The sequence below is a fragment of the Streptomyces sp. NPDC047706 genome, assembly GCF_043204795.1.
GTDB lineage: Bacteria > Actinomycetota > Actinomycetes > Streptomycetales > Streptomycetaceae > Streptomyces.
Map to the genome: position 1 here is coordinate 263,141 of NZ_JBIDCW010000002.1, position 26,803 is coordinate 289,943.

A 26,803-nucleotide genomic window follows, 5' to 3' on the forward strand; every position below is an offset into this window, starting at 1 on the left:
GGCGAGTCAGCCGACGCATGCCGCCTGGAACGCCATGAGCGTGTCAGTCAGCTGCTGCCTGAAACTCGGCCCCTTCCTTGTCCGGGTGGCTGCCACGGCGGCCGATCACACGCTCGACTTGCTGCACAGATGTCGCCGGAAGCACGAGGGTGCCCTTCTTGAAGCCGGTGTCGATGCCGGTGTCGGCTCCCCTCAGGTCCCGGAATCCGAACGTCACAGCAGGGGGTTCCTGATCGATCTACCGGGGGAATCACTCAGACTGCGCGTTCAGCCAAGCCTCCATAATCATCGACGCCTCCTTTTGCTCGGCCGCAGACTGCTCTAGATCTTCTTCCCATTCCACGCAGCTAAACAGCCCTCTCTGCCGCCATTCATCCAACGGAGCTTCGAGGTCCTCACCATTAGCCTCGTCGAGAGCGCGCTTTGCCGCGCTGTAGACCAACCGCAATTCGGCACCGACGACATGGTATTCATCGTGTACCGGAAGAAGCCGCTCATGCAGGGGCAATTTCCTGTCTACCTCGACGTATCCGAGGTAACTGGTAACCGCTTCACGCATCGCCTCGTGCAGGTCCACCGTCTGCCCTTCACTGAGCCCAGAAACGGTGGCGACGGCGAGGTTACAGGACCGGATCAGAGTAGTAAGCCCAGGCACTGTGAGGGACTTCAAGAGTGCGGGTTCCCGAGCAAGGAAATGAGCAGCGAGGTCAGCGGCCGCCACACCGTTACTGTCGAAGAGTAGACTCGCGACGGCCATACCCACATCACGCCGATACTCGGGGACGACCCGCGAGACCTGGGTCAGCACATCTCGGTCGATCTGCCCGGGAAACACCTTACCTTCATCAAATAGTAGAGCGATACTCTTTCGGCTCACGGTTTCCCTTCCCTGCAGTTGATCACCATAGAGCTGCGACAGCTCCGACCTTGACAGTTCGTTACGAAAGTCAGCCCACGTCAAACCGGGCGGATCCGGCAGAACAGATCTCTTTGCATAATCAAACTGAGCCTGCGCCAGGGTTTCCGGCTGCCCGAACACAAGCGCCGAGATTCGAATGTTCCCCTCTTCTGATACCGACGCCACAGTTCCGATACCCGAGACGACCAGCGGCTCCCGAGCAGCTTCATGGAGCGTTGTATTCGCCGTCGCCGTCGTAAGCCAACGCGGGTCGAAGGTGATGATCACCTTCCTTGCCCCGACAGGGAAGACGAGGTGGGGATCCTTGGTCAGGACTCCAGTCGGCTCCTTCAGCGGAACCTCGGGCGGGTTGTTGCAGCGCACAGCGCTTTCGAAGGAGACCAGAAGGCCACGATGCACCTTCTCTGCCGTGCGCTCGCAGAGCGTAACCGCCTCCGCGTCCCATGTCTCGAACAAGGGGCGAACGATCCGGACGAACTCCCCTGGCGCCATCCCCTGCCCGCCAAACGGTCTCGTGCTGTCGAGTCCGGCTCTCCTTGCCGCAGCCGCCACCGCGTTGCCCTGCGTGAGCATCGCCACCCGTGGCAGGTTGACCAAGTCGACACTGGAAAACCGGGCTCGCCAGATCTGTGACGACCTGCGCAATTCCTCGGCGAGGGCCTCGTCGGTATGCTCGGCTACCGGCAGCGGGCCCGGCATCGTGATATTCACGTCGCCGTGGATCGCCCCTGCTTGGATGGCCGGGCCAGCCACCTGCCCAGAGAGGTCGTTTCTGACATCAGACGGTTCCGGGGAGGCGCCCTCTCCGCCCCCTACTTGCTCCACTGCTGCCTCCCGCTCATTCTCACGCCACGTGACCAGCCCACCTGGCAGGCAGTAAACACCATCTGCCGTACCCGCAAAGGGTGTTCAGGTCGACCGAAGGCTGCCGGCGTCCGGCCGCCGCGCGAGTGAGCTCTGCTGGCCACGACAGTGCCGATGCATCTGTGCCGATCCGGTCTCGAGCACGTCTGTCTGTCAGTGCTGCTCCCTAGGATGCACAGTGAACACTCATCCAAGGATCACGGCATACGGGGGGCATGCTCAGTGAGCGCAACAGGCCGCAGGCGCCAGTCCGCCAGCCCGGAACCGACGATCGTGCCGGTCTCCCGGCTCGCCGACCGTGTGCTGACCGGCGAGATCGTGCTGCCGAAGTACCAGCGGGCGTTCGTGTGGGGGCCGCACCAGATCCTCCACCTCCTGGATTCGGTCCTGCGCAACTACCCCATCGGTAGCCTGCTGTTGTGGGACACCACGGAGCAACTCGCCAGCGAGGAGACCGTCGCGGGCTTGGACGTGGACCCGCCGCGTCCAGGTCGCCCCGTCAAGTACATTCTCGACGGCCAGCAGAGGCTCGCCAGCATCATCGGCGCACTTCACGGCGGCACCGGCTCCTGGGACATCGCCTACGACCTGGAAGAGGAGCGCTTCTTCCAGCGCACCCCGGAGAGTCCGACCGGACCGCACATCATTCCCATGCGGAAGGTGAGCTCGGCGGGATCCCTCTTCGGGCAAGTGGCTGAGTTGTCCCCCGAGCTGCGCGAGCGCGCGACCGAGCTGTACGAGCAGTTCGCCAATTACCTGGTGCCAGTGGTGACCTTGGACCACATGTCGGCGGAGGAGTCGGCGGAGGTCTTCGTACGGATCAACAGCACGGGCACGACGATGAACATTGTCGACGTGGCGCGGGCTGGCACATGGAGCCCCGACTTCGACCTCAAGGAGGAGATCGAATCGCTGCTCCAGGTCCTCGACGCGAAGCGCTACGGCCGGGTCGACACCAAGACCATGCTTCGCACGATCGCGGTTGCCTCCGGATTCGGGTTCTCCACCAAGGACATCAACCGTCTGAGAGAACTCGACAAGGAGCGGTTGCGGGAGGCTGTGGCCGAGGCGGCGAAGGCGGCCGAGCGGGCGGTGGACTTCCTCAGCACCCAGATCCGTACACCGAAGGCCGATGCGCTGCCCTACTACAACCAGTTCGCGGTGCTCGTCGAAGTGTTCCGGCAGCTACCGAAGCCTTCGTCCGCGCAGTACGACGCGTTGCGCCGCTGGTTCTGGCTGACCGCGAGCGGTGAGTACTTCAAGGGCTGGAGCGAGGCCCAGATGGGTCCCGACCTGCAGGCGATCACTTCCTTCGCTAAGGGCGAGGCCCAAGAGATCGAGACGGGAGCGGCACTCCCGCGGAGCGCCGTGTGGCGGCGGAGCGCTTTCTCCAAACGGAACGCACCGAGCAAGCTTCTCGCTCTCCTCCTTGCGTACGAGGACCCGCTGGACCTGCTCACCGGGCAACGGATCGACGTGGGCAGGGCCTTGTCGTGGCAGAACGACAAGGAGTTTCACCACTTCTTTCCCAAGGCGTTTCTGCGGTCGCGCGGGGTGAGCAGCGCCGGGGCGAACGTCTGCGGCAATCTGATCATGCTGACCTCCCACAGCAACATCTGGGTGACCGACCGGCCGCCCTCGCAGTATCTGCGGGACCTGGCCGATATCGAGGGCGAGGGACCGCTACGTGAGCGGTTGAGCACCTGCCTGGTAGAGGAAGACGCCTACCAGGCGGCGCTGCGGGACGACTACGACACATTTCTGCGCGTGAGGTCAGAGACCTTGCACCGGCGGTTGATGCAGTTGATCGGTGGAGCGGCGGGACCGGTGAGTCCCGCCGCGAGGGGTGAGGCGCAGTCATTGCCCGATGACGAGGGGCTGGAGGAGGAAACGGACTCCGACTCCCTCCTGGACGAACCGATCGACCGCGATTCTGCAGACTGAGGGATGAGGTGGGGCCGGAATGCGGATGGCGGATGTACCGGTTGCTGACCGGCCCCGGGAGCGGTTGCTGGACCGAGGAGCGGAAGCGCTCTCCGATCGCGAACTCCTTGCCCTGCTGATTGGCTCAGGCACAGGCGGTTGCGATGCGGTGGAACTGGCGGGGCAGCTCATCGCCCGGCACGGCGGGCTGTACGAACTCTCCCGGACACCGGCACACGAGCTTATGGCGGGGCTACCAGGGATGGGGCCGGCGAAGGCGGCGCGCGTCGCGGCCGCCTTTCAGCTGGCGCAACGGGCAGCACCAGCCGAGGTCCAGAGTCGGCAATACGTTCGCGGATCCGCCGACCTGGCCAGGATCGCAGCACCGCTGCTGAGGGGCCTGAGGCACGAGCGGGTCGTGGTCGTGGTGTGCGACGCGGCTGGCGCGGTCCTGCGGAAGGCGACGCTGACCGAGGGTGCTGTTGACCGCTCTCTTCTTCCTGTCCGCGATGTGCTGGCCCTGGTCCTGGCCACGAGCGGCACGGCCTTCGGCGTAGCCCACAACCACCCCACAGGCCACGTGGAGCCCAGCGAGCCCGACCGCCGCGCGACAGCCCGCCTGGCGGCGGGAGCAGAGGCGGTCGGGCTCCGGTTCCTGGACCATGTGGTGGTCACGGACCGGGAATGGCGTCGGGTGGAGGCTATCTCCGGCTGAGAGTCGGCCCTGGGCCGACTACAGCTGTCCGGAGAACGCGGCGTTGAGGAGGGCGGGGCGGACAGCGGTTAGAAGTTCATCGCGGTGGCGCTGGCGGTTATCAAGGGTCCGAACTTTCTGCATGAATGCATTAACATCGGCTGTCGCCTGCTTGTGGCGGTCGCGCGGAATGCTGGGAATCTCCATGGCCATGAGAAGACCAGAGCGAAGGCGCGGAAGTTGGAGATTATGAGTGGCGTTTAGGACCTTGTTCAGAGTGGATTTGCTCCGCAGGCCAGCCGCAAGAAGCTCGCCAGGCATGATGCCGTTAGGACGCAGTACATACTGCTCCACGCTGCACAGCCCAGCCCGGTCGGAAAGCCACACCTTGTTTAGATACGGGCGCAGATAACCATAGAGAACATCCCCAGCTGCGAACCTGAACTTACGTCCCTTCTCATCACCGAGCGGGCGTGATCCGATTCGCGTGCCGAGGTGTGGTGCAATGTGTTCCAGGCCCACGAACTCTTTGGCCGGGCTTGGGTCGTCACCAGGATGGACAGTGTCGCTCACCAGTGTGCAGGCATCGTCCACCCTAACGGTGCCGGTTGCCCAGCGGGCAAGTACCTGATCGAGCCCAGATACCGCAAGCTGGCGGGCATCTTCCGCGCCAGGAGAGACTGCGACCGTTGTGCCAAGTTTCGACATGAGCTTATCGAGCTTGTCGGAGACCCGGCGCTGCTCGTCCGGGGCAGGAAGAGACACCGTAGCCTTCTCGAAATTCTTCGGCGAGAGGGTCTGGTTACGGGCTACAGTCCCCGTCGAAGCTGAACGGATCAATGAGAGTCCGTCCGAGCTCTGGAAATAGTAGTTCAGATATCGAATATCGACGTCACTAGTAGGGCGATAGCTCAGAAACCTAGCCGACCCGACGAAACCCTCCTCGCTCTCCGTCGAGATTCCGATGGCGCCCTCCCAGGCCATGATGTTGCTGACGATAAGCCGACCAGGATGGACCTCGAAATATTTGAGCTTACTCAGATCACAACCCAAGCAGGGATCACGATGAAAGATCCCGTTGCCGAAAGACTTGATGCCGATCTGCCTGTACTCGGCATCGGGATCGACGTCGACGGGGATACGTTCCAACGTCAGGACGTCACCAAGCTGAACTTCATTCACCTCCACAGCTGACCCCTACCTCGTCGCGCAGCTCCTTCAGAAGCCCCAGAATCTCGTTCTCCGTCTTAATGAGCTCATTCACAAGATCCTCCGGCGATCGATGCGCCAGGTCCTCCCCACCATGGGGATTCGGGATGTCGAGGTTGAAGCCCGCCTTTTCGATCTCAGTAGCCGTTACCTTCCACGCGTTGCCGCCCTCTTCGCGGCCCTCCCGTTTTGCACCGCCCCACCAATCCACGCACGGCTCGAACTCCTCGAACCGCATCGGCTTGGTCTTGGTATAGCTGCGGCGGCCGTCCGGAAGGGGGAGCTCGTAGAACCAGACCTCCTCCGTTGGCTTGCCCTTCTCGAAGAACAGCAGGTTCGACGGAATCTGTGTGTACGGCGCGAAGACGCCCTGGGGCAGGCGGACGATGGTGTGCAGGTTGCACTCCTTCATCAGCTTCTGCTTGATGCGAGCACCGATGCTGTTCTCGCCGCTTGCGAAGAGGCTGCCGTTCGGCAGGACAATCGCGCAGCGTCCACCCTTCTTCAGCTGGTCAAGGATGGCGTGCAGGAAGAGCCAGGACGTCTCCTGGGTCTGGTAGCCCTTCGGGAACTTCTCGACCACCGACCGTTCTTCCTCACCCCCGAACGGCGGGTTCGTCAGTACCACGTCCACCCGGTCCGCCGCCGTAGCGTCCCGCATCTGCAGCAGGGCGTTCTCTCGGACCAACCGCGGCGCACCGATGCCGTGCAGCAGCAGGTTCATGCTGGCCAGGAGGTACGGGAGGGACTTCTTCTCAATGCCGCGGATGTCGTCGTGCAGCTGCCTGCGCTGGGTGTCGGTCTCCACTCCCTGCACCAGGTCCTCGTATGCCTGGACAAGGAAGCCACCGGTACCGCAGGCCGGATCGAGGATCGACTCCCCGAGTTTGAGGAACGACTGCTGCACCATGAAGCGGTTGACGGGGCGAGGGGTGTAGAACTCGCCGGAGTCGCCGGCTGCGTCTCGCATCTCCTTGAGGATCGACTCGTAGAGGAACGCCATCGTGTGGATGTCGTCCGAGGAGTCGAAGTGGATCTCGTCCACCAGGTTTACCAGGTCCCGTAGGAGGGTCCCGGACTGCATGCGGTTGTTGACGTCCTTGAAGATGGTCGACAGAACGTTCCGCGGGTCCTCGGCGTCGCCGTCGGCGCCCTTCAGTTCGGCAAGATGCGGGATGAGTTCGTCGTTGACGAAGGTCTTCAGTTCGTTGCCGCTGAAGTCCGGCTTCGTCGCCCAGTCCTCCCACCGGTACGGCTTCTCGATCGCCGGACGGTAGTCGGGGTCAAGCAACGGCCCTACCTGCTCGACGCGCTGGTCGAACGCCTTGAGGAACAGCAGCCAGGAGAGCTGGGGGAGGCGGTCGAGGTCACCATTAAGTCCGGCGTCCTTGCGCATGGTGTCGCGTGCCGATTTGATGACGGACGCGAGTCGCGCCCTTGACGTGGTGGCCACAGCCGCCTTCTTCTTGGTGGACGCCATCTCAGTCTTTCTGCTTCGGTTCGGCTTCGCTGTTGTCAGATGCCTCGCACCAGAAACCGCGCACCAGGTCGAGCGCGGCGTCGAGTCGAGGGGGAGTGTCAGTGAGACCCTCGGCCAGTTCGGGGTAGATCTGGGCCCAGTTCGGAGGTGGTTCCGGGAGCACCGCCGGCACCTCATGTGTCGCCCGTACGGCGAATACATGCCGTACGGCATCGACTACGGATGTGTCCGGGACCAGGTCGCTCTCGATGAGTAGTACCAGGTCCACCAGGTCCTTGACTCGGGTGTTGGGTCGGTCGCCGTAGTCGCGGGTGAAGGCATGCAGCTTCTCGGCAAAGTGCTGGCGGCGATCCACAGCCTCGATGTCCCGGGGCGGAGTTCCGGCGAAGCCCAGGGTGTTGGGCAGCGGAAGCCTCTCGGTCAGGGCGATCTCCTCTCCCCGTGCGACGACATCGACGCGTACGGTCGCGAAGATCCTGCCTGCCAGTCGGGACTCGACGGAGAAACGCCAGCCGCCCCGCCCTGCCGTGTCCGCCTTGAGCTCGATGGGAGGGGACACCTGGAACAGGAAGCCATCCTTGTCCTCGTCCACTGCGAGTACGTCGATGAGGAGTTCACGCACTGCTGGGCCGTCAAGCTCTGGTTCGCCGTCCGGGCGGGCAGCGAGGTCCATGTCCTTGGTTGTGCGCGCTCTGCCACGCAGACGGAACTCCATCACTGCCCCGCCCTTGAGGACCCAGCCCGCTGCCGGGTCAGCGGAGAGGCGGGCTGCGACTCGGTCGAAGACGACGAGACGGCGCCGCCTAGCTAGGTCTGTACCGGTATCGGCTGCCTGTTGCTTGAGCCGGACCTCAAGGGCCCGCCGGAGCGCGGTGGCGTCACGATAGCGATCGGTCACTGCGTCTCCTGAAGCGCCCGCTCGATACCGAGTTCCGCTCGCGCGCCCAGCCGCTGGGCCGTGTGCAGGAGGCGTCGCCGGGTGGCCAGCCCCCGTTCCAGAGCCTCGGCGACGGCGGAGTCCACTACGTCCTGGTCCACCTGCGCGGCCGCGCACTCGATGATCGCCCGCACCGGTGTCGTCACGCGGTAGCCGTCACGCTCCTCGATCTCGTCCTGGGCGAGTTCGGCCCGGTGAAGGATCACGGCATCGTCCTTCTGCCGAAAGCCGGGAGGGACTGTGAGGTGGATCTGTGAGGGGTTGGCCGTCCCCAGGTCGTGGACAGACAGGGCAGTGGTGTGGGAAACGATCGCGCGCCCCCTGCTCCACAGGGACCAGCGGACCAGATGGTCGTCCTCACCGCCGGGCAGGACGTCAAACTCACGGAAGCGGTAGATACCACGGTCGACGGCGGTCCAGTTGCCACGCTGGGCGTGGTACCGCTGGGCTTGATACGAGTACCCAACCTCAAGCGCTTGAGCTGCTGTGAAGTAACCACGCTGCCCGCTGGCGATGCGCCAGAGGGCATCCCTGGTGTCCGTACGGTCCCTGAGCACTTTTCCAGCCTACCAGGGACGAATACCTAGCAGTCGCTTTTAGTTTGCCGATGCCCGTCTACATCAAACTACAGTTTTATTTTACTTACGAAGCTTCCAATAGTCGCTTGCTCAGCTCGTCAATGGCCTCGTGCAGAGGCTTCGCGCCGCCGAAGCGGTTCGCCAGCTCGACCACCGAACCCATCTCGGTGAAGGGCCGCACCCCCAGGGTTTCCGGTTTGAGCTGGGGAGAGCCATGCTCGGCGAACTTCAGCAGCATCTCCTCCAGCACCTGTCGGGCTTGAGGCTGGAAGGACTCCAAGAAGTTCCGGTGCTCGTGCAGGAACCGGTACAGCCGTTCCTCCCGGCTGACCAGCGGCAGTCCCCAGGCGACGTTGAGGAGCAGGTCGACCGGATCGACATCCGGGCTGCCGAACTCTTCAGGCAGTTCCTCCGCCTCGACGTCGGCGGCGTGCAGGATGGCCATGAGTTCGCGCCGGCTCTTGGCGACGGCCCACTGGGAGCGCAGCTTGTCCGGTGCGAGGTCGAGTTCGAGTACGCGGTCGTGTACCCACTGCTGGATGGTCACCAGCCTCATCGTCCGGCCGTCCGTGTCGAGCTGGTAGCGCCGCTCGCCCCACTTATAGACGTGTACCCCGTTGACCACGTAGCGCCTGCCACGGGATTGGATGCGGTCCACCTCGTCAGGGTCGTCCACCCTGTCATCGGCACGGCGCTCGCCGAAGCTGCCGCCGTCCGTCTGGTCGTACGCGGCCTCGGACTCGGCCACGCTCTCCGAGTCGATCTCATCGCCCTCGGGGGTCTCCGGTGCGCTCCCGACCACATGCCCTTGCTCGTCGGCGGTATCGCGTACGACGCGGAGCGGAGGACCGTCGAACCCGGGGTCGTTGAAGAGCCGGGTGGCCTCGACGAAGTCGATGATGTCGAAGGACCCCTTGCCGATCTCCGGGCACAGACGGGTGCCCCGACCGATGGTCTGTTTGAACTCGGACATTGAGCCGATGCGCCGGAACAGGACGATGTTGCGTACGGCCGGCAGGTCGATGCCGGTGTTGAGCAGCTTCGACGTCACGGCGATCACTGGTTCGTCGGAGTCGTCCTTGCGGAAGTCATCCAGCAGAGCCCGGCCATGGGGGCCGTCGGCGTCGGTGATCCGCACAACATAGTCGTGGTGCGCCTGCACCTCCGCCGAGGCCGCGTTGAAGAGGGCCGTGCGCATGCGTGCGGCGTGGTTGTTGTCCTCGCAGAACACGATGGTCTTGCCGTGCTTGCCGTCCTCCGCGGTGGAGCGCAGGTAGTCGATGACGTACTGCGCCGCCGCCTCCGTGCGCTCCAGGATCACCATGACCCGCTCGAAATCCTTCGGGCCATAAACGCCCTCCGGGATCTCGTTGCCGTACTTGTCCCGCTGCCCTGGCTCGGTCTGGTAGCCCTCCATGTCCACGTTGAGCCGGACCCGGCGCACCCGGTACGGGGCCAGGAAGCCGTCCTCGATGCCGTCGGCCAGCGAGTAGGTGTAGACGGGCTCGCCGAAGTAGTCGAAGGTGTCGGCCTCCTTCTTGCTGATCGGGGTGGCGGTCAGACCGAGTTGGGTCGCAGGTGAGAAGTGCTCCAGCACGCGACGCCACTGCGAGTTGTCCCGGGCGCTGCCCCGATGGCACTCGTCCACGATGACAAGATCGAAGTAGTCGGGTTCGTAGCGACGGAAAAGTTCTTCCTCGTCGCCCTTCTCCAGCGCCTGGTACAGAGCGAAGTAGATCTTCCGGCCTCGCACCGGCTCGCCGCTGATCTTGTGGACGTCGTCCTGGCCGAAGACAGGGAGGAAGTACTTGTCCTTGGGGTCGTCGACAAGCATCGAGCGGTCCGACAGGTACAGAACCCTGGGTTTGCGGCCAGGGATCCACTGGGACCTGTAGAGCTTGGCGACCGTCTGAAGGGCCACCATGGTCTTCCCCGTACCGGTGGCCAGCACGAGGAGGATCCGCTTCTGCTCTGCGGCGATGGCCGCGAGAGTGCGTGCTACCGCGACGCGCTGATAGTAGCGGGGTCGCTTGGCGGTGTTGTCCGAATTTCGCAGCGTGTGATCGTAGGGGGCGGCCAGGAGTTCGCGCCCTACGCTGGAGTCCGCCTGCTGGTCGGCCAGATAGCGGCTCCACAGCTCCTCGGGGGTGGGGAAACGGTCGATCTCCCGGATTGTGGGTGCAGTACCGCTGTAGTCGATCTCCACGATCTGCCGACCGTTGGTGGCGTAGGCGAAGGACAGCCCGAGCTTCGCGGCGTACCGACGAGCCTGCTCCACGCCGTCGTTGGCATCGACGCGATAGCGCTTGGCCTCGACGACACCGATGGGAACGTCCGGCGTGTACTCCAGCACATAGTCGGCAACCAGAGGGTCGCCGTAGACGTGCCGCTTCGGCGTGGGTGTGAGCCGCCCGTCGTTGATGCGGAACTGCGGGCGAATCTGATCACTGGTCCACCCGGAATCCACGAGGGCAGGTATGACCAGTGCCCGGCATGTCTCGTCTTCTGTCATCCCCTGTGCAGCTGTCACCACACGGAGAGTAGTGCCGCTGATCGCGGCTGTCCTCACCGTTGGCGAGATCCAGCCTCTCCCTGACGTGCAGCGGACGGTGTCGCCCCCGATGGCTCACTCAGGCCGGAGATCACGCCCTGCGCGCGGCGCGGCCTGAGGGGGCGTGACTTCAGGACGCCAGGTGTCGCAGCCGACTGGCAGCCTCGTCGAGAACGTCGTCCCTCTTGCAGAAGGTGAAGCGGACCTGGCTGCGGCCGGCGTCGGGGTTGTCGTAGAAGACGGAGTTGGGAATGGCGACGACGCCGCAGCGCTCGGGTAGCGTGCGGCAGAAGGCGTAGGCGTCCTTCTCGCCGAAGGGGGTGATGTCGGTGGTGATGAAGTACGTGCCCTGGGGCTGGTAGACCTCGAACCCGGCTGCCCGCAGTCCGTCGCCGAGCAGATCGCGCTTGCGGCGGAGATCGGCACGGAAGCCGTCGAAGTACGAGTCCGGCAGCCGCAGAGCTTCGGCAATCGCGTACTGGAACGGGCCCGCGCTGACGTATGTCAGGTACTGCTTTGCCGTCCGGACGGCGGAGACGAGCGGGCTGTTCGCCGTGACCCAGCCGACCTTCCAGCCGGTGAACGAGAACGTCTTGCCCGCGGACGAGATCGTCACCGTCCGTTCGCGCATGCCTGGGAAGGCCGCCAGCGGCACATGCTCGGCGTCGTCGAAGACCAGGTGCTCGTACACCTCGTCCGTCACCACCAGCAGATCCCGCTCGACGGCCAGCTCCGCGATGGCGGTCAGCTCCGCGCGCGTGAGCACGGTGCCGGTCGGGTTGTGCGGGGTGTTGATGAGCAGCAGGCGGGTGCGGTCGGTGACGGCGGCGCGCAGTTCGTCGAGGTCCAGCCGGAACGAACCCTCGTCGGGGCGCAGCGTGACCGGCACCCGGGTGCCGCCCGCCATGGCGATGCAGGCCGCGTACGAGTCGTAGTACGGCTCGAAGGCGACCACCTCGTCGCCGGGCTCGACCAGTGCCAGCAGGGCGGCGGCGATCGCCTCGGTGGCGCCCGCGGTGACCAGGACCTCGGTGTCCGGGTCGTAGGACAGGCCGTAACGGCGCCGCTGGTGCGCGGCGACGGCGGTGCGCAGCTCGGGGACGCCGGGGCCGGGCGGGTACTGGTTGCCGCGCCCGTCGCGCAGGGCCCGTACGGCCGCCTCACGGACCTCCTCGGGGCCGTCGGTGTCGGGGAACCCCTGGCCCAGATTGATCGAGCCCGTGCTCAGGGCCAGCGCGGACATCTCCGCGAAGATCGTCGTTCCGAACTCGGCGAGGCGGCGGTTGAGGAAGGGGCGTTCGGTGGAGGTCATGGCGGTCATCCTGCGCTCAGGCTGTGGCGTTCCTCAACCTGGCACCGGCGCGTCGGCACGTCGGTGTGCGGCACGGGCGAACAAGGGCCGGATGATCAGGCGAGGCTCGCCTCGGCCCATACGACCTTGCCGCCGGGCACCGGGCGGGAGCCCCATCGGCGGGAGAGCCGGGCGACCATGGCGAGGCCGCGGCCGTTCTCGTCCGTGGTGCGTGCGCTGCGCCGGTGCGGGCAGCGGGGGTCGCTGTCGGACACCTCGATGGTCAGGGCCTGGTGCTGGATCAGACGCAGGCCGATCGGGCCGGTGCCGTGGCGGACGGCGTTGGCGACCAGTTCGCTGATGATCGACTTCGTGGAGTCCTCCAGGGCTTCCATGCCCCATGCGGCCAGCTGACCGGCGGCCAGGTCCCGGGCGCGGCGGGCAGCGGTCTCGTCGGGGGGCAGGGCCCAGCCGGCGACCTGCACCGGGGCGAGGGCGCGGGTGCGGACCAGGAGCAGACCGGCGTCGTCGCAGGCCGCCTGAGCCTGGACGGGCTCCATCGCGCGCGTGGCGAGGTCGTCCGGCGGCAGATCCGGTTGTTCGGGGGCGATGGCCGGACGCTGCATGCCCTCCCCGATGTCCTGGCCGCGGGTCTCGGCCATGCCGTCGGTGCAGAAGGCGAGCAGGGTTCCCTCGGGCAGTTCCAGCTCCATGTCCTCGAAGGTGATCCCCAGCACCATGCCGAGGGGGTCTGCGGTGGGCACGCCGACGTCGGTCGCGGAGACGAGCCACCGCACCGCCCCGTCCTGCCCCCGCACCGACGTGATCCGCAGACCGGCGGGGAGCACGCGGCCGTCCCGGTGACGCACTGCCGGCGCGCCCGACCAGCCGTTCCGGGCTCGGCACTGCTCGACGTACGCCGACATGGTCTGCGCCGCGCTCATGCAGGGCAGGACGAGGGCGGCGGGCCGGCCGGCCATCTCCCGGGCGGAGTGCCCGACGAGGTGCTCGGCGGCCCGCGTCCACGCGACCACGGTCCCCTGCTCGTCGAGCAGCGCGAACGCCGTGTCGGAAAGGTCGGAGGCGTGTATCTGCTCGCCGAGTGTGACTCGGTCGGCGGCGATCGTGGTCCTGGGCATCGGGCTTTTCCGTCCTCGGATGGCTGGAGCATGGGCCGCGTGGGCATCCAGCAACGGGGTGACTCGCCATGGGGGCATCGAGCGTCACATTTGCCTCTTATCGGACAATTGACCGGATGATGCTCCGCCCTGTGACAACGACGCCGCCGTGGCCCACGCCCCCTCCGGCCGCCATGACGGCCCGTCGAGGCCGGGGCCCAGGCAGCCCGGGACGCACCCCGAGCTGCCTTTCTGCGCAGGTCACGGGCGATTTCTCCGGAAAGACCCTCAGAAGTTCCTCAACTCTGCTTTGGGCCGCGCGGCGATCGGGCATCTCCTCGCCACGCAAGAGAACGAGGCGCCCACGGGGGGCCGCTTCGGGGGAAACGGAAGGAGGGTGACGCCATGATCTCCGGCATCATCCTGGCGCTGTTCACGGCCTTCGTGCTCGTGTGCATCGTGGCCTCGGTCCGCAGTGGCAGGAGCGCGGTGGGCGGCCGGTCCCGCCGTCGCGGCCGTTCGTACGGCGGGGGCGGCGACAGCTGGTGGGCAGGCGGCTCGGGGGGCTCGTCCTCCTCCTGCGGGAGCGGTTCGTCCGGCGGCTCGTCGTGCGGCGGCGGCTCGTCCTGCGGCGGCGGAGGCGGCGGTGGTGGATGCGGGGGAGGCAGCTGACACGGGGCAGCCGAGCTCCTGAGGGGGGACCGCATCCCCGCCGCCGCGGCGCCCGCCGGGACGCTTCCGGGCGGGCGCCGTCCGTGCGCCGGTCCAGCCGCCGTTCGCGCTCGCTCCGGCGTGGCGCCGGCCTCGCTCAGTCGTACGCCCTGGTTGAACAGTTGAGCTGAGGAGTCCTCTGAGGGATGGAAACCCCACGAAGTTGGGTAAAAACGCTGTGGCGTTGCCACAGTTCATGATTCCCTCTACATCACCAACGCGGCCTCGGACGTCCTGCGGACCCCGCCACCGACCGGGCTCCTGACAGGGCCGCCGGGCCGATCTCCCGGTGTCGACCGGGGCGCGCCGGACCCACACCGCCTTTCTTTGCGTGCTAGCGGAGCCGACCCATGCTCACGACCCTGAACACCTCCTACACCGACACGCGGGCGGCCGACCTCGCCTGGGCGCTGGGCCGTGAACCACTGCCCGCCCTCGCCGTCCTCGACCTCGAACTGGGCGGGGTGAAACTCCAGTTGCGCCTGCTCGGCGCGTCCCACCAAGTGCTCCTGGAGGAGGAGCGGGGCAACTGCTCGGAGACGGTGGCGTGCATTCCGGGCAGCAGTACGCCCCTGCCGCTCGGGGTCGCCAAGCGGGTGGGGGACTGGGAGTACGAGTTCGCCGCGCGCGTCGAGGCACTGTCGCCCGGCTCCTTCGCGGGCCGCGCCCAGGAGTTGCTGGCCCTCGTCTCCGACCACCCCAACGGCCTGGTCGGCGTCTTCCCCGGCAGCCCGCACGCCTTCACCGCCCTGCTCGCCCAGCACCACGGGGGCCAGGTCCACTGGCGCACCTGGCACGCGTACCCCCAGGACGGCCAGCTGGTCGCGACGCGGACGAGAGTGGGGGTCGGAGCGGCGGTGGGCACCGACGGCGGGAAGTGACGCGTACGGCCACCGGGTGAGAACGGGATGCCGCCGTCACGCCGTTCGGGCCGGGGCGGGCCGGGGCGCGAACCGGACGAGGCCGGTCCAAACGCGTCGGTCCCCGACATCACGCTGTTCCACACGTGTGGGTGACGAATACCCCTGCACCCGTGACGTAACGTCGCAGTCGTGATCGACCCGCACGCGCCGGCCCCACCCGGCGCCCCGCCCTGGCGCGCTCCCGCCCGGATCCCCGTGCGGCAGGCGACCGGGCGGTTCCTGGTCCTCGCGGGTGTGTTCGTCTGCGCGGCCTGCGGACTGGTGTACGAACTCGAACTGATCGCCCTGGCCTCGTACTTGATCGGCGACTCGGTCACCCAGGCCTCCGTCGTGCTGTCCGTCATGGTCTTCGCGATGGGCATCGGCTCGCTCGCCGCCAAGCGGCTGCGCCGGCACGCCGCCGCCGGTTTCGGCGCCGTCGAGGCGATCCTCGCCCTGTTCGGCGGCTGCAGCGCGATGGCCCTGTACGCCGTCTTCGCCTGGACCGGCGACTGGGGCGGCCTGTGGGCCGACGGCCCCCGCTGGCTGCTGGTCGCCTTCTCCCTGGCCATCGGACTGCTGATCGGCGCGGAGATCCCCCTGCTGATGGAGCTGATCCAGCGCATCCGCCGCCAGGACGCGGGCGGCGCCGTGGCCGACCTCTTCGCCGCGGACTACGTCGGCGCCCTGGTCGGTGGTCTCGCCTTTCCCTTCCTTCTCCTGCCCTTCTTCGGCCAGTTGACCGGCGCCCTGCTCACCGGCGCGGTCAACGTCGTGGCCGGCGGCTGCCTGGTCCTCGGCCTGTTCCGGCGCGACCTCACCCGCCGCGCCCGCCGGCTGCTGATCGCCGCCAACGTCGCCGTCCTCACCGTCCTGGCCGTGGCCGCCGCCCTCGTCGACGACTTCGAGCGTGCCGCCCGCAGCGCCGTCTACGGCAGGGACGTCCGTGTGGCGGTGCGGACGGACGTCCAGGAGATCGTCCTGACCGGAGGCACCGAGGGCCGGCCGCTAGACCTCTTCATCGACGGCCGCCTCCGCGTCAGCGGCCGGGACGAACGCCGTTACCACCAGGGGCTGGTGGGCCCCGCGATGAACGGCCCGCACGCGCGCGTGCTGATCCTCGGCGGCGGGGACGGGCTGGCGGCCCGTGAGGTGCTGCGGCATCCGGGCGTGCGGCACGTCGAGGTCGTCGAACTCGACGCGGAGGTCGTGCAGTTGGCGAACCGGGATCCGGCGCTGTCGGAACTGAACGGCCACGCCTACGACGACCCGCGCGTCCATGTCACGACGGCGGACGCGTTCCGCTGGCTGCGAGGAGCGCCCACGGCGTCGTACGACGTGGTGATCGCTGACCTGCCGGACCCGGGCATCACGGCCAGCACCAAGCTGTACTCCCAGGAGTTCTACGGCCTCGCCCGGCGCGTGCTGGCGGACGGTGGGCGGCTGTCGGTGCACGCCGGCCCGGTCGACTCCCGCCCGGACGTCTTCTGGACGGTGGAGACGACGATCCGCGCGGCGGGCCTGCACACGGCACCGCACCGGGTGCCGGGCCACGTCTCCGCGCCCACCGCCGGCCGCCCCGGCCGCACCCCGGACGACTGGGGTTTCGTCCTGGCCGCCCCCGGCGGCACCCCGCCGCTGGACAGGGCCGTCCGCGTCCCGGCGCCACGGATGACGGGGCTGCCTGTGTCGACGCTGGTGCATCCGAGGTACTGAGGGCACGGGAGAGACTCCGGACGAGTCGTTCCCGAGGGGGGCGTACATTCGGTCACCCCGGGTAGGCTCCGTCGGCATGGAGCATGAGGTGTTCGTTCCGGTTCCCTCCGCTCGGCTGGACGCGGCGCTGGCCGACCCCGCCCGGGTCGCCCGGGCGGTTCCCGGGCTCCAGCAGGAGGCGGGTGCCGAGCCCGTCGCCGGGCGGCTCAAGGTGCGGGTCGGCAGTCACTCGATCACCTACCGCGGCACCGTACGCGTCACCGCGCGGGACGACGGTTCGTACGCCGTCGAGGGCGACGCCACCGAGGCCCGCGGCACGGGAGAGGTCAGGCTCGCCCTCACCCTCCGCCTCCGCGAGACCGACGGCGGCACCACCCTCACCGTCCAGGGCAGCGCCACGGCCGACGGCCGCATCACCGAGCTGCCCGCCGAAACGGTCCACTCCGCGGTGACCCGCCTGCTCGACCGCACGGCGGAGAACCTGGCATCCGACGCGGGGCAGGAGGCTTCCGCCGAGGCGCGGCAGCGGGACGACGCACCGCGGGCACCCGACGGGCAGGCGCCCGCCGAGGAGCCGTCCGTCTTCGACACCGAGGTCCCGCCCCCGTCCCTCGACCGCTCCGCCGACGAGCCCGCCCCGGCGGGCGACGACGCGCAGGAGTCCGCGGAGCCCGCCGCCGCCCAGACCTTCACCGGGGACGACGAGCCCCCCGCGGAAGCCGCGCACGCGCGCCGCACGATGATCGGCCGCAGCGCCGAAGAGGTCGACCACGCCCCGCCCCGGGGCCGCTACGCCCCGGTACCGGCGCCGCAGACCACCGCCCAGAACCCCGCCCTGCGCTGGGCGGCACCCGCCGCCGCGCTGGTCGTGGCGGGAGCCATCGTCCTGGGCCGCGCCCTGCGCCGCCGCCACTGAGCCGACCACGACCACGACCCCGACAGGCCCTCTTGATCCGCCCCAGTAGGGTCGTCCCGTGAGTAACGAACCCATCACGCTGACCGCGGGCGACGCGGAAGTGACCGTGCGGCCGGACAACGGCGGCCGCGTCGCGGGGCTCCGCGTCGGCGGCACCGAACTGCTCCGCCAGGGCGACCGCTTCGGCTGTTTCCCGATGGTCCCCTGGTGCGGCCGGACCCGCGAGGGCCGCTTCCACAACGGCGCCGTCCTGCACCAGCTGCCCCTGAACGCCCCGCCGCACGCCATCCACGGCACCGCCCGCGACGGTGTCTGGAGCCCCGCCCGCGTCACGGCCGACGAGGCGGTGCTGACGTACGACCTGGTGGAGCCCTGGCCCTACCCCGGCCGCGTCACCCACGCCGTCGCGCTCACGCCGGACGCCCTGACGCTGACCATGGCCGTCGAGACGTACCACGACTCCTTCCCGGCGCAGATCGGCTGGCACCCCTGGTTCAACCGGAACCTCGGCGGGGCCGGCGCACAGCTCGACTTCGCCCCCGCCTGGCAGGAGGAACGCGGCGACGACCACCTCCCCACCGGCAAGCGTCTCGACCCCGGGCCCGGCCCCTGGGACGACTGTTTCGGCATGCCCGGCGGCGTCGACGTCACCGTCACCTGGCCGGGACGGCTGGAGCTCAGGGTCACCAGCCCCGAGGAGTGGGTCGTGGTCTACGACGAGCAGGAGGCCGCCGTCTGCGTGGAGCCGCAGACCGGCCCGCCCAACGGGCTCAACACCCTCCCGCGCCTGGTCACCCCCCTGGAGCCACTGGAGGCCACGACGACCTGGCGCTGGAGGCGGCTCTAAGCTGGGCACCATGACGGACGTACGAGGCGCGCTGCTGCAGCAGATCAAGGACAAGGCCGTGGTGCACGGCAAGGTGACCCTCTCCTCCGGTCTGGAGGCGGACTACTACGTCGACCTGCGCCGCATCACGCTCGACGGCGAGGCCGCCCCGCTGGTCGGCGAGGTGCTGCTCGACCTGACCGCGGACCTCGAGTTCGACGCCGTCGGCGGGCTCACCATGGGCGCCGACCCGGTGGCCGCCGCCATGCTGCACGCCGCCGCCGCGCGGGGCCGCCGGGTGGACGCGTTCGTCGTGCGCAAGGCCGCGAAGGCGCACGGCCTCCAGCGGCGGGTCGAGGGACCGGACATCGCGGGCCGCCGCGTGCTGGTCGTCGAGGACACCTCCACCACCGGCGGCTCCCCGCTCACCGCCGTCGAGGCGGTGCGCGAGGCCGGCGCCGAGGTGGTCGCCGTCGCCACGATCGTCGACCGGGCGACCGGCGCCGCCGAGAAGATCGAGGAGGGCGCCGGGGTGCCCTACCTGTACGCGTACTCGAAGGACGAGCTGGGTCTGGACTGAGCAGCCCTGCCGGGCCTCTCGGAGCATCCCGTTCCGTCTGGAAGGATGGGGCCGACGATGACGTCGCACCCCAGGTCTAGGTCAGGGCCGTAAGTACGCAGAACGCCAACCCGCACATACAAGGAGCGGACAGATGCCCATCGCAACCCCCGAGGTCTACAACGAGATGCTCGACCGGGCGAAGGCAGGCAAGTTCGCCTACCCGGCCATCAACGTCACCTCGTCCCAGACCCTGCACGCGGCTCTGCGCGGCTTCGCCGAGGCCGAGAGCGACGGCATCATCCAGATCTCGACGGGCGGTGCCGAGTTCCTGGGCGGCCAGCACAGCAAGGACATGGTCACCGGCGCGGTCGCCCTGGCCGAGTTCGCGCACATCGTGGCCCAGAAGTACGACGTGACCGTCGCCCTGCACACGGACCACTGCCCGAAGGACAAGCTCGACGGGTACGTCCGTCCGCTGCTCGCGGTCTCCGAGGAGCGCGTCGCGCGCGGCGATAACCCGCTCTTCCAGTCCCACATGTGGGACGGCTCCGCCGAGACCCTGGCCGACAACCTGGCCATCGGTCAGGAGCTGCTCGCCCGCGCCGCCGCCGCGAAGATCATCCTCGAGGTGGAGATCACGCCGACCGGTGGCGAGGAGGACGGCGTCACCCACGAGATCAACGACAAGCTGTACACCACGGTCGACGACGCGATCCGCACCGCCGAGGCGCTGGGCCTGGGCGAGAAGGGCCGCTACCTGCTGGCCGCGTCCTTCGGCAACGTGCACGGCGTGTACAAGCCGGGCAACGTCGTCCTGCGTCCCGAGCTGCTGAAGGAGCTCAACGAGGGCGTCGCCGCCAAGTACGGCCGCCCCGCCGACGCCAAGGTCTTCGACTTCGTCTTCCACGGCGGCTCCGGCTCCACCGAGCAGGAGATCCAGACCGCGCTGGAGAACGGCGTCGTCAAGATGAACATCGACACCGACACCCAGTACGCCTTCACGCGTCCGGTCGCCGACCACATGTTCAGGAACTACGACGGTGTCCTGAAGGTCGACGGCGAGGTCGGCTCGAAGAAGACCTACGACCCGCGGACCTGGGGCAAGCTCGCCGAGGCGGGCATGGCCACCCGTGTCGTCGAGGCCTGCCGGAACCTGCGGTCGGCCGGTACGAAGCTGAAGTAGTACCAGGACTCATCGGCAGGGCCCGGCGCGAGCGCGCCGGGCCCGCTGTATACCTGGGAGCATGCCCGATGTCCGGCTGTCCTCGTCCCAGGGCAAGTGGATCCTGTTCACCACCGTTCTCGGATCCGGCATGGCCCTGCTGGACTCGACCGTCGTCAACGTCGCCCTGCCGCGGATCGGCGCCGATCTGAACGCCGACCTGGCGGTGCTCCAGTGGACGGTCAACGCGTACATGCTCACGCTGGCGGGGCTGATCCTGCTGGGTGGCTCGCTGGGTGACACCTACGGCCGCCGGAAGATCTTCATCGTGGGCGTGGTGTGGTTCGCGGTAGCCTCGCTGCTGTGCGGGCTGGCTCCCGACGCCGGAGTGCTGATCGCCGCGCGGGCCCTTCAGGGCATCGGCGGCGCGCTGCTCACGCCGGGCTCGCTGGCCCTCATCCAGGCGTCCTTCCACGCCGACGACCGGGCGCGGGCGGTCGGCCTGTGGTCCGGCTTCGGCGGCATCGGCGCGGCCGTCGGCCCGTTCGTCGGCGGCTGGCTGGTGGACGGCCCCGGCTGGCGCTGGGTCTTCCTGCTCAACGTCCCGCTCGCCCTGGTGTGCGTCCCCGTTGCCCTGCGCCACGTGCCGGAGTCCGCCGGCGGCCGGGCGCACGGCCGCTTCGACGCGCTCGGCGCGGTACTGGCCGCGCTGTCGCTGGCACTGGTGACGTACGCCCTGATCGAGGCCACGGACGGCTCCCTCGCGGTCGCCGTGACGGCGGTCGCGGGCGTGGCGGCGGGCGTCGCCTTCGTGTACGTCGAGAAGCACCGGCCCGATCCGATGATGCCGCTGGACATCTTCTCGTCGCGCCAGTTCACCGCCGTCAACCTGGTCACGCTGTGCGTGTACGCGGCCTTCGGCGGATTCTTCTTCCTCGCCGTGATCCAGCTCCAGGTGGTCTCCGGCTACTCGCCCCTGGCGGCCGGTACGGCTCTGCTCCCGACCACGGCCCTGATGCTCCTGTTCTCCGCCCGCTCCGGGGCGCTGGGCGAACGGATCGGCCCCCGCATCCCGCTCACCGTCGGCCCGCTGCTGGCCGGGGCCGGGATGCTGCTGATGACGCGGGTGGGTGAGAACGCCTCGTACCCTCGGGACGTGCTGCCGGCCGTGCTGGTGCTGGGCCTGGGCATGGTCACCCTCGTCGCCCCGCTCACCGCCACGGTCCTCGCCTCCGTCGACCCGGCCCGGGCCGGGCTGGCGAGCGGCGTCAACAACGCGGCGGCGCGGGCGGCGGGCCTGTTGGCGGTCGCCGCGCTGCCCCTGGTGGCGGGGATGGGCCCGGAGGCCTACCGCTCGCCGGACGCCTTCGACGCGGCGTTCGGCCGGGCGATGGTGGTCTGCGCCGCGATCCTGCTGGCCGGCGCGTTCCTGGCCGTCACCTACGTCCGCCGCCCGGCCCCCGGCTGCGAACGCCCCGAATGCCGCAGGCACGGCAACGTCATGTCCCCGCCGCTGGAGAGGCCGGGACCGGCGGAGGGCTAGCGCCGCTGGAGAGGGCCGGGGGGAGGGCTCGCGCCGGGGAAGCGGGCGGGGTCGATTGGTGTGTGCCGCCGGGCAGCGGGGGCCGGGGCGGCGGGTGTGTGGCGCCGGGGAGCGGGGCGGGGTCGGTGGAGGGCCAGCGTCGGGGGAGCGGGGCGGGGTCGGTGGAGGGCCAGCGTCGGGGGAGCGGGGCGGGGTCGGCTGAGGTGTGGCGCCGCCGGGGTCGCGGCGCAGTACCCCACGTCGTCCTCGCTGGCCTGGGCACAGCCGGCCGGCGAAGGGTGCTACATGTGGTCGTGCGCTGCGTGCCGCCGCTGCGTGAGACTGAGAAGCGGCGGCACATTCTTTCGAGCCGCGGTGACTGCTAGCGCTTCAGCTCGGCGTACGCCTCGGCGCTGCTGTCCTGAAGGAACTGCCAGCAACGCTCCGCCTCGTCCTTCTCGTTGATCTCGCCGGCGGCGCGGGCGAGGGCGGCGAGGCAGCGCAGGAACCCGCGATTGGCGCGGTGCTCCCAAGGGATGGGCCCATGCCCCTTCCATCCGGCCCGGCGCAGCGCGTCCAAGCCGCGGTGATAGCCGGTGCGCGCGTACGCGTACGACTCGACCACTCGTCCCCCCTCGAAGGCGTCGTCGGCGAGCATGGCCCAGGCGAGCGAGAACGTGGGGTGCTTCGCCGCGACCTCGGCCGGTGACAGGGACTCCTCGCCCAGCAGGCGGTACGCCTCCTCGTTCTCCGGGAGGTGAGTCGGATCTGGGCCGCCGAGCAAGTTCTTGTGGGTCGTCATGCCGCCAGTCTGCCACTTGTGGCCAGGCATCCGGGACACCTACGGGAGAGAAGGGCCGCGGATCGAGGACAGATGAGAATGGCGGTTGATGTACCTGTTCGCCGTATGCGACGATCCGGCGCATGACCGCACGACGGGGGTCCTCCGGGGGCGTACAGGTGGGCATCTACACCCGGATCAGCAAGGACGACGAGGCCGAGGGGCTGGGCGTCGCGCGGCAGGAGGAGGACTGCCGACTGCACTGTGCCGCCAGGGGCTGGGAGGTGGCCAGGGTTTACGAGGACAACGACCTCTCGGCGTACAAGCGCAAGACCGTGCGCCCGGAGTTCCGTCGGATGCTGGAGGACCTCAAGGCCGGGCGGATCGACGGAGTCGTCGCCTGGGACATCGACCGCTTCACGCGCCAGCCGCGTGAACTGGAGGCATGGATCGACGAGTACGAGGATGCGGAGCGCCGGAAGCGCCACCTCGTCTTCGACTCGGTATCGGCGTCGGACATCGACCTGTCCACGGAGAACGGCCGGTTCATCGCACGGATCAAGGTCACCGTCGCCGACAAGTCCTCGGCGGACACGTCGAAGCGGACGAAGCGCAAGCACCTGGAGCTGGCGGCGAAGGGCAAGCTTCCTGGTGGTCGGGCGCCGTACGGATGGGACCGCGAGGACCGCAGGACGCTGGTGCCGGAAGAGGCCGAGAACCTCCGCAAGGCGGTGAAGGACTTCCTGGACGGCATCCGTTGGGCGTCGATCGCGCGTGCGTGGCGGGACAAGGGGATCAGGTCGCACAGCGGTGGCTTCTTCGACGACTCCAAGATCAAACGGATGCTGATGAACCCGCGGATCTGCGGTTACCGCATGCACCGAGGGGAGTTGTTCCTGGACGAGCAGGGTGCCCCGGTCGCCGGGGACTGGGAGCCAGTCATCACTCCGCAGGAGTGGTACCTGCTCATGGAGAAGATCCGCAAGGAGTCGGAGGGGCGGGCGGCACGGGACTACGCCACCAAGTACCTGCTCTCCGGCATCGCACGGTGCGGACGATGCGGTACGAAGATGCGCGCGTTCCCGTCGTACCGGAAGTCGAAGACCTCGTCGCAGTTCCGGTACGCGTGTCCCGGCAAGAACGACGGGGGATGCGGGGGCGTGGCCAGGGCGGGGGAGCCGGTCGACCGTCTCGTCAGGAACGCCGTCTTCATCAGCTCGGACAAGGCCCTGGCAACCGTTCCGGAGCGCGCGCCGGCGTGGACCAAGGAGGAGGATCTCGCCTCGCTGGAAAGGGATATGGCCGAGTTCAAGCAGGCGTGGCAGGCCAAGCGGCTGTCGGCCGCCCGCTACATCGCGCTCACCGAGGACTTGGAGAAGCAGATTGCGGACCTGCAAAGGGAGCGCGCTGTGCACCGGGCCGAGGCCGCGACCATTGCCGCCGGGCCCATTGACATACGGGAACGGTGGGAGGAGCTGACGATCGAGCAGCAGCGTGCCGCAGTCCTCAAGGTCTTCCGCGCGATCATCATCAAGCCCTCCTCGAACGGGCCGATCTTTGATCCTGCGGACATCGAGCCGGTGCTCAGGTGACAGACGGAAGCCGGGCCCGTGCGGGCACGAGCCGAACCGCGACCTTCTGCGTGCCTGCACGCGCTCGCCCGTGCGGCTGGTTCGATCGGTGAGCAGCAGGAGTACGAACACTGCACCCAGTTCCTGAAGGGCTCCTCGCCCACGGCGGCACAGACGCTGGGCCAGGCGTCCTTTCGCAGGCCCGTCTGTGATCCAGACCGGCCTTGCGATGTTGCGGGGCATCCCTGAGGATGCGGGTGGGGACCGGGGCCCCCGTGTCGGTAACGGCAGGGGCGGACCGCTACCCGGAGTAACAACAGGAGACAGCGATGTCCCATGAGGCTCACGAAACGCAGGAGCCCGAGACCCCGCATCTCGATTTCGAGGGCACGACGCCGTACGAGGACTACGTCAAGGCGGACGTGCTCACCCACCTCCAGCACACCCTCTCCGACGATCCCGGAGAGATGGTCTTCCTGGTCACCACCCAGGTGATGGAGCTGTGGTTCACCGTCATCGTCCATGAGTGGGAGACCGCCGCGAAGGCGCTCCGCGAGGACGACGTACCGGTGGCGGTCTCGGCGCTGAAGCGTTCCGTCCGCGAGCTGGAGGCGCTGAACGCCTCCTGGACGCCGCTCGGGCAACTGACGCCCGCCCAGTTCAACTCGTACCGCTCGGCCCTCGGCGAGGGCTCCGGATTCCAGTCCGCGATGTACCGGCGGATGGAGTTCCTGCTCGGCGACAAGTCGGCGTCCATGCTGGTCCCGCACCGGGGCGCGCCCCGCGTGCACGCCGAGCTGGAGAAGGCGCTGCACGAGCCCAGCCTCTACGACGAGGTGCTGCGGCTGCTCGCGCGGCGCGGCCACGCCGTCCCGGAGTCCGTGCTGCGGCGCGACGTGTCACGGCGTTACGAGCCGTCGGACGAGGTCGAGGCGGTGTGGGCCGCCGTCTACACCGGTGACCAGAACGCCGAACTCGTGCGCCTCGGCGAGGCGCTGACCGATGTGGCGGAACTGGTGTGGCGCTGGCGCAACGACCACCTGGTCGCCACCCGCCGCGCGATGGGCGCGAAGGCCGGCACGGGCGGCTCGGCCGGGGTGGCCTGGCTGGAGAAGCGCGCCCGCAAGAACGTGTTCCCCGAGCTGTGGACGGCGCGGTCGTATGTCTGAACTCGCCCTGCGGGCCCAGAAGCTGGACGCGGCGGACGAACTGGCCCCGCTGCGCTCCCGTTTCGTCCTCGACGACGTGGTCTACCTGGACGGCAACTCCCTCGGCGCGCTGCCCGCGCACGTCCCCGACCGGGTGGCGGACGTGGTCCGCAGACAGTGGGGTGAACTGCGCATCCGCTCCTGGGAGGAGAGCGGCTGGTGGACGGCGCCGGAGCGGATCGGCGACCGGATCGCCCCGCTGGTCGGCGCGGCGCCCGGCCAGATCGTCGTGGGCGACTCGACCAGCGTCAACGTCTTCAAGGCACTGGTGGCCGCGGTCCGCATCGCCGGTGACGGTCGGGACGAGATCCTCGTGGACGCCACCACCTTCCCCACGGACGGGTACATCGCCGCGTCGGCGGCACGCTTGACTGGCCGCGCGCTGCGGGCGGTCGAGCCGGGCGAGGTGGGTGCCGCCCTGTCGGGTCGCACCGCCGCGGTGCTGCTCAACCACGTCGACTACCGCACGGGACGGCTGCACGACCTGCCCTCGCTGACGGCCGCGGTGCACGGGGCGGGTGCGGTGGCCGTCTGGGACCTGTGCCACAGCGCGGGCGCGTTGCCCGTGGGGCTGGACGACCACGGGGTGGATCTGGCGGTCGGGTGCACGTACAAGTACCTGAACGGGGGGCCGGGTTCACCGGCGTACCTCTATGTACGGGCCGATCTCCAGGACCGCTTCGACTCGCCGCTGCCGGGGTGGAACTCGCACGCCGAGCCCTTCGGCATGCGCGGCGCCTACGAACCGGCGCCCGGCGCGGTCCGCGGTCGCGTCGGCACGCCGGACATCCTCTCGATGCTGGCCCTGGAGGCCGCGCTGGAGGTGTGGGACGGCGTCCCGGTCGAGGCGGTGCGTGAGAAGTCCCTCGCCCTGACGGACTTCTTCCTGGAGTGCGTGGGTGAGCACGTGCCGGCCGGGCGCGTGGAGCCGGTGACTCCGCTCGCCCACGACCAGCGCGGCAGCCAGGTGGCGTTGCGGTGCGCGGACGCCGGGGACGTGATGAGGCGGCTGATCGGACGCGGCGTGGTCGGCGACTACCGGGCCCCGGACATCCTGCGCTTCGGCTTCACGCCGCTGTACGTGGGCTTCGGGGACGTGGAGCGGGCGGCGCGGGTGCTGGGGGAGGTGCTGGGCGCCTAGTCGCGGGTGCGAGTGCTGCTCACCCGCTGACGTACACCCCCGCCACGGCGGCCCCGCGTACGCGGCCCGTGCGGCGCGCTCCGCGGCTCGGCGACCGTGGAACCGTTTGCAGACTCCTCACCGAGCGTGACATCCGCGTGCAGCCCCACGTCACCGGCCTGATACGGTCCCGGCCAACGGCCGCATACCCCTGGTCCGCCAAACCCGTTACGCCGCTGAGA

The 26,803-nt window shown here is 68.6% G+C and carries 24 protein-coding genes; 14 read left to right on the forward strand and 10 right to left on the reverse strand.

Going from position 1 to position 26,803, the window contains the following annotated elements; genetic code table 11:
• Positions 1-43: 43 nt before the first annotated feature.
• On the reverse strand, positions 44-217 hold the full coding sequence (locus ACGF8A_RS03140; RefSeq protein WP_393103628.1) for a hypothetical protein: 174 nt from the start codon (positions 215-217) through the stop codon (positions 44-46).
• A 33-nt stretch (positions 218-250) separates the two neighbouring features.
• Complete coding sequence (locus tag ACGF8A_RS03145; RefSeq protein WP_393103630.1) at positions 251-1,630, reverse strand: hypothetical protein; 1,380 nt, start codon at positions 1,628-1,630, stop codon at positions 251-253.
• A gap of 375 nt (positions 1,631-2,005) precedes the next feature.
• On the opposite strand from ACGF8A_RS03145, the gene ACGF8A_RS03150 reads away from it, so the two are divergent.
• Together ACGF8A_RS03150 and ACGF8A_RS03155 are read left to right on the forward strand one after the other, a co-directional pair.
• Positions 2,006-3,727, forward strand: a complete 1,722-nt coding sequence (locus ACGF8A_RS03150; protein WP_393103632.1) for a DUF262 domain-containing protein — start codon at positions 2,006-2,008, stop codon at positions 3,725-3,727.
• A gap of 25 nt (positions 3,728-3,752) precedes the next feature.
• Positions 3,753-4,421 carry a RadC family protein gene (locus ACGF8A_RS03155; protein ID WP_393103634.1) on the forward strand — a complete coding sequence of 223 codons (669 nt, stop codon included), beginning with the start codon at positions 3,753-3,755 and terminating at the stop codon, positions 4,419-4,421.
• Between the two features lie 18 nt (positions 4,422-4,439).
• On the opposite strand, the gene ACGF8A_RS03160 is transcribed toward ACGF8A_RS03155, so the two are convergent.
• The 7 genes from ACGF8A_RS03160 to ACGF8A_RS03190 all read right to left on the reverse strand — a co-directional run bounded on the left by ACGF8A_RS03160 (position 4,440) and on the right by ACGF8A_RS03190 (position 13,585).
• Positions 4,440-5,582, reverse strand: a complete 1,143-nt coding sequence (locus ACGF8A_RS03160; RefSeq protein WP_393103636.1) for a restriction endonuclease subunit S — start codon at positions 5,580-5,582, stop codon at positions 4,440-4,442.
• Positions 5,575-7,089, reverse strand: coding sequence for an N-6 DNA methylase (locus ACGF8A_RS03165; RefSeq protein WP_393103638.1), 1,515 nt, complete (start codon positions 7,087-7,089; stop codon positions 5,575-5,577). Before ACGF8A_RS03165 ends, ACGF8A_RS03160 begins: the two co-directional genes overlap by 8 nt.
• A gap of 1 nt (position 7,090) precedes the next feature.
• The gene (locus ACGF8A_RS03170) at positions 7,091-7,987 is read right to left on the reverse strand and encodes a nucleotidyl transferase AbiEii/AbiGii toxin family protein (protein ID WP_393103640.1); all 897 of its coding nucleotides are present in this window, start codon (positions 7,985-7,987) and stop codon (positions 7,091-7,093) included.
• Complete coding sequence (locus ACGF8A_RS03175; RefSeq protein ID WP_393103642.1) at positions 7,984-8,583, reverse strand: hypothetical protein; 600 nt, start codon at positions 8,581-8,583, stop codon at positions 7,984-7,986. Before ACGF8A_RS03175 ends, ACGF8A_RS03170 begins: the two co-directional genes overlap by 4 nt.
• 85 nt (positions 8,584-8,668) lie before the next feature.
• Positions 8,669-11,134: an EcoAI/FtnUII family type I restriction enzme subunit R gene (gene hsdR, locus ACGF8A_RS03180; RefSeq protein WP_393103644.1), complete on the reverse strand. Its 2,466-nt coding sequence runs from the start codon at positions 11,132-11,134 to the stop codon at positions 8,669-8,671.
• Positions 11,135-11,285: 151 nt separating this feature from the next.
• Complete coding sequence (locus ACGF8A_RS03185; protein ID WP_393103646.1) at positions 11,286-12,476, reverse strand: pyridoxal phosphate-dependent aminotransferase; 1,191 nt, start codon at positions 12,474-12,476, stop codon at positions 11,286-11,288.
• 86 nt (positions 12,477-12,562) lie between these two features.
• Entirely contained in the window at positions 12,563-13,585 is a 1,023-nt protein-coding gene (locus tag ACGF8A_RS03190) for a SpoIIE family protein phosphatase (RefSeq protein WP_393103648.1), read from the reverse strand.
• A 384-nt stretch (positions 13,586-13,969) separates the two neighbouring features.
• On the opposite strand from ACGF8A_RS03190, the gene ACGF8A_RS03195 reads away from it, so the two are divergent.
• The 8 genes from ACGF8A_RS03195 (at position 13,970) to ACGF8A_RS03230 (ending at position 21,902) form a co-directional block, all read left to right on the forward strand.
• Entirely contained in the window at positions 13,970-14,236 is a 267-nt protein-coding gene (locus ACGF8A_RS03195; RefSeq protein ID WP_393103650.1) for a hypothetical protein, read from the forward strand.
• A gap of 389 nt (positions 14,237-14,625) precedes the next feature.
• Positions 14,626-15,156 (forward strand): DUF2617 family protein, encoded by a 531-nt coding sequence (locus ACGF8A_RS03200; protein ID WP_393103652.1) that lies wholly within the window; start codon positions 14,626-14,628, stop codon positions 15,154-15,156.
• A gap of 171 nt (positions 15,157-15,327) precedes the next feature.
• Positions 15,328-16,893: a polyamine aminopropyltransferase gene (locus tag ACGF8A_RS03205; protein WP_393103654.1), complete on the forward strand. Its 1,566-nt coding sequence runs from the start codon at positions 15,328-15,330 to the stop codon at positions 16,891-16,893.
• Between the two features lie 76 nt (positions 16,894-16,969).
• Positions 16,970-17,809 carry an SRPBCC domain-containing protein gene (locus ACGF8A_RS03210; protein WP_393103656.1) on the forward strand — a complete coding sequence of 280 codons (840 nt, stop codon included), beginning with the start codon at positions 16,970-16,972 and terminating at the stop codon, positions 17,807-17,809.
• 58 nt (positions 17,810-17,867) lie between these two features.
• Positions 17,868-18,656 (forward strand): aldose 1-epimerase, encoded by a 789-nt coding sequence (locus tag ACGF8A_RS03215; protein WP_393103658.1) that lies wholly within the window; start codon positions 17,868-17,870, stop codon positions 18,654-18,656.
• A 10-nt stretch (positions 18,657-18,666) separates the two neighbouring features.
• Positions 18,667-19,215, forward strand: a complete 549-nt coding sequence (gene pyrE, locus ACGF8A_RS03220; RefSeq protein ID WP_393103660.1) for an orotate phosphoribosyltransferase — start codon at positions 18,667-18,669, stop codon at positions 19,213-19,215.
• A 133-nt stretch (positions 19,216-19,348) separates the two neighbouring features.
• Positions 19,349-20,380 (forward strand): class II fructose-bisphosphate aldolase, encoded by a 1,032-nt coding sequence (gene fbaA, locus ACGF8A_RS03225; RefSeq protein ID WP_393103662.1) that lies wholly within the window; start codon positions 19,349-19,351, stop codon positions 20,378-20,380.
• Positions 20,381-20,441: 61 nt separating this feature from the next.
• Positions 20,442-21,902 (forward strand): MFS transporter, encoded by a 1,461-nt coding sequence (locus ACGF8A_RS03230; protein WP_393103664.1) that lies wholly within the window; start codon positions 20,442-20,444, stop codon positions 21,900-21,902.
• A gap of 361 nt (positions 21,903-22,263) precedes the next feature.
• Here the strand turns inward: ACGF8A_RS03230 and ACGF8A_RS03235 are convergent, their stop codons facing one another.
• Positions 22,264-22,683, reverse strand: coding sequence for a DUF3151 domain-containing protein (locus tag ACGF8A_RS03235; protein ID WP_393103666.1), 420 nt, complete (start codon positions 22,681-22,683; stop codon positions 22,264-22,266).
• 122 nt (positions 22,684-22,805) lie between these two features.
• Here ACGF8A_RS03235 and ACGF8A_RS03240 point away from each other — a divergent pair, with 122 nt between their 5' ends.
• The 4 genes from ACGF8A_RS03240 (at position 22,806) to kynU (ending at position 26,582) form a co-directional block, all read left to right on the forward strand.
• Complete coding sequence (locus tag ACGF8A_RS03240) at positions 22,806-24,254, forward strand: recombinase family protein (RefSeq protein WP_393103668.1); 1,449 nt, start codon at positions 22,806-22,808, stop codon at positions 24,252-24,254.
• A gap of 18 nt (positions 24,255-24,272) precedes the next feature.
• Positions 24,273-24,482 carry a DUF3151 family protein gene (locus ACGF8A_RS03245; protein ID WP_393103670.1) on the forward strand — a complete coding sequence of 70 codons (210 nt, stop codon included), beginning with the start codon at positions 24,273-24,275 and terminating at the stop codon, positions 24,480-24,482.
• Between the two features lie 80 nt (positions 24,483-24,562).
• A complete protein-coding gene (locus tag ACGF8A_RS03250) occupies positions 24,563-25,402 on the forward strand; it encodes a tryptophan 2,3-dioxygenase family protein (protein WP_393103672.1) in 840 nt (279 codons plus the stop codon).
• Positions 25,395-26,582 (forward strand): kynureninase, encoded by a 1,188-nt coding sequence (gene kynU / locus ACGF8A_RS03255; protein WP_393103674.1) that lies wholly within the window; start codon positions 25,395-25,397, stop codon positions 26,580-26,582. The genes ACGF8A_RS03250 and kynU overlap by 8 nt, the downstream gene beginning before the upstream one ends.
• The last annotated feature ends 221 nt before the right edge of the window (positions 26,583-26,803 follow it).

Coding starts and splice junctions, on each gene's coding strand:
- fbaA (WP_393103662.1), top strand. CDS start 19,349: ATGCCCATCGCAACCCCCGAGGTCTACAACGAGATGCTCGACCGGGCG.
- ACGF8A_RS03165 (WP_393103638.1), bottom strand. CDS start 7,089: ATGGCGTCCACCAAGAAGAAGGCGGCTGTGGCCACCACGTCAAGGGCG.
- ACGF8A_RS03190 (WP_393103648.1), bottom strand. CDS start 13,585: ATGCCCAGGACCACGATCGCCGCCGACCGAGTCACACTCGGCGAGCAG.
- ACGF8A_RS03230 (WP_393103664.1), top strand. CDS start 20,442: ATGCCCGATGTCCGGCTGTCCTCGTCCCAGGGCAAGTGGATCCTGTTC.
- ACGF8A_RS03250 (WP_393103672.1), top strand. CDS start 24,563: ATGTCCCATGAGGCTCACGAAACGCAGGAGCCCGAGACCCCGCATCTC.
- ACGF8A_RS03200 (WP_393103652.1), top strand. CDS start 14,626: ATGCTCACGACCCTGAACACCTCCTACACCGACACGCGGGCGGCCGAC.
- ACGF8A_RS03210 (WP_393103656.1), top strand. CDS start 16,970: ATGGAGCATGAGGTGTTCGTTCCGGTTCCCTCCGCTCGGCTGGACGCG.
- ACGF8A_RS03185 (WP_393103646.1), bottom strand. CDS start 12,476: ATGACCGCCATGACCTCCACCGAACGCCCCTTCCTCAACCGCCGCCTC.
- ACGF8A_RS03155 (WP_393103634.1), top strand. CDS start 3,753: ATGGCGGATGTACCGGTTGCTGACCGGCCCCGGGAGCGGTTGCTGGAC.
- kynU (WP_393103674.1), top strand. CDS start 25,395: ATGTCTGAACTCGCCCTGCGGGCCCAGAAGCTGGACGCGGCGGACGAA.
- ACGF8A_RS03195 (WP_393103650.1), top strand. CDS start 13,970: ATGATCTCCGGCATCATCCTGGCGCTGTTCACGGCCTTCGTGCTCGTG.
- ACGF8A_RS03240 (WP_393103668.1), top strand. CDS start 22,806: ATGACCGCACGACGGGGGTCCTCCGGGGGCGTACAGGTGGGCATCTAC.
- pyrE (WP_393103660.1), top strand. CDS start 18,667: ATGACGGACGTACGAGGCGCGCTGCTGCAGCAGATCAAGGACAAGGCC.
- ACGF8A_RS03235 (WP_393103666.1), bottom strand. CDS start 22,683: ATGACGACCCACAAGAACTTGCTCGGCGGCCCAGATCCGACTCACCTC.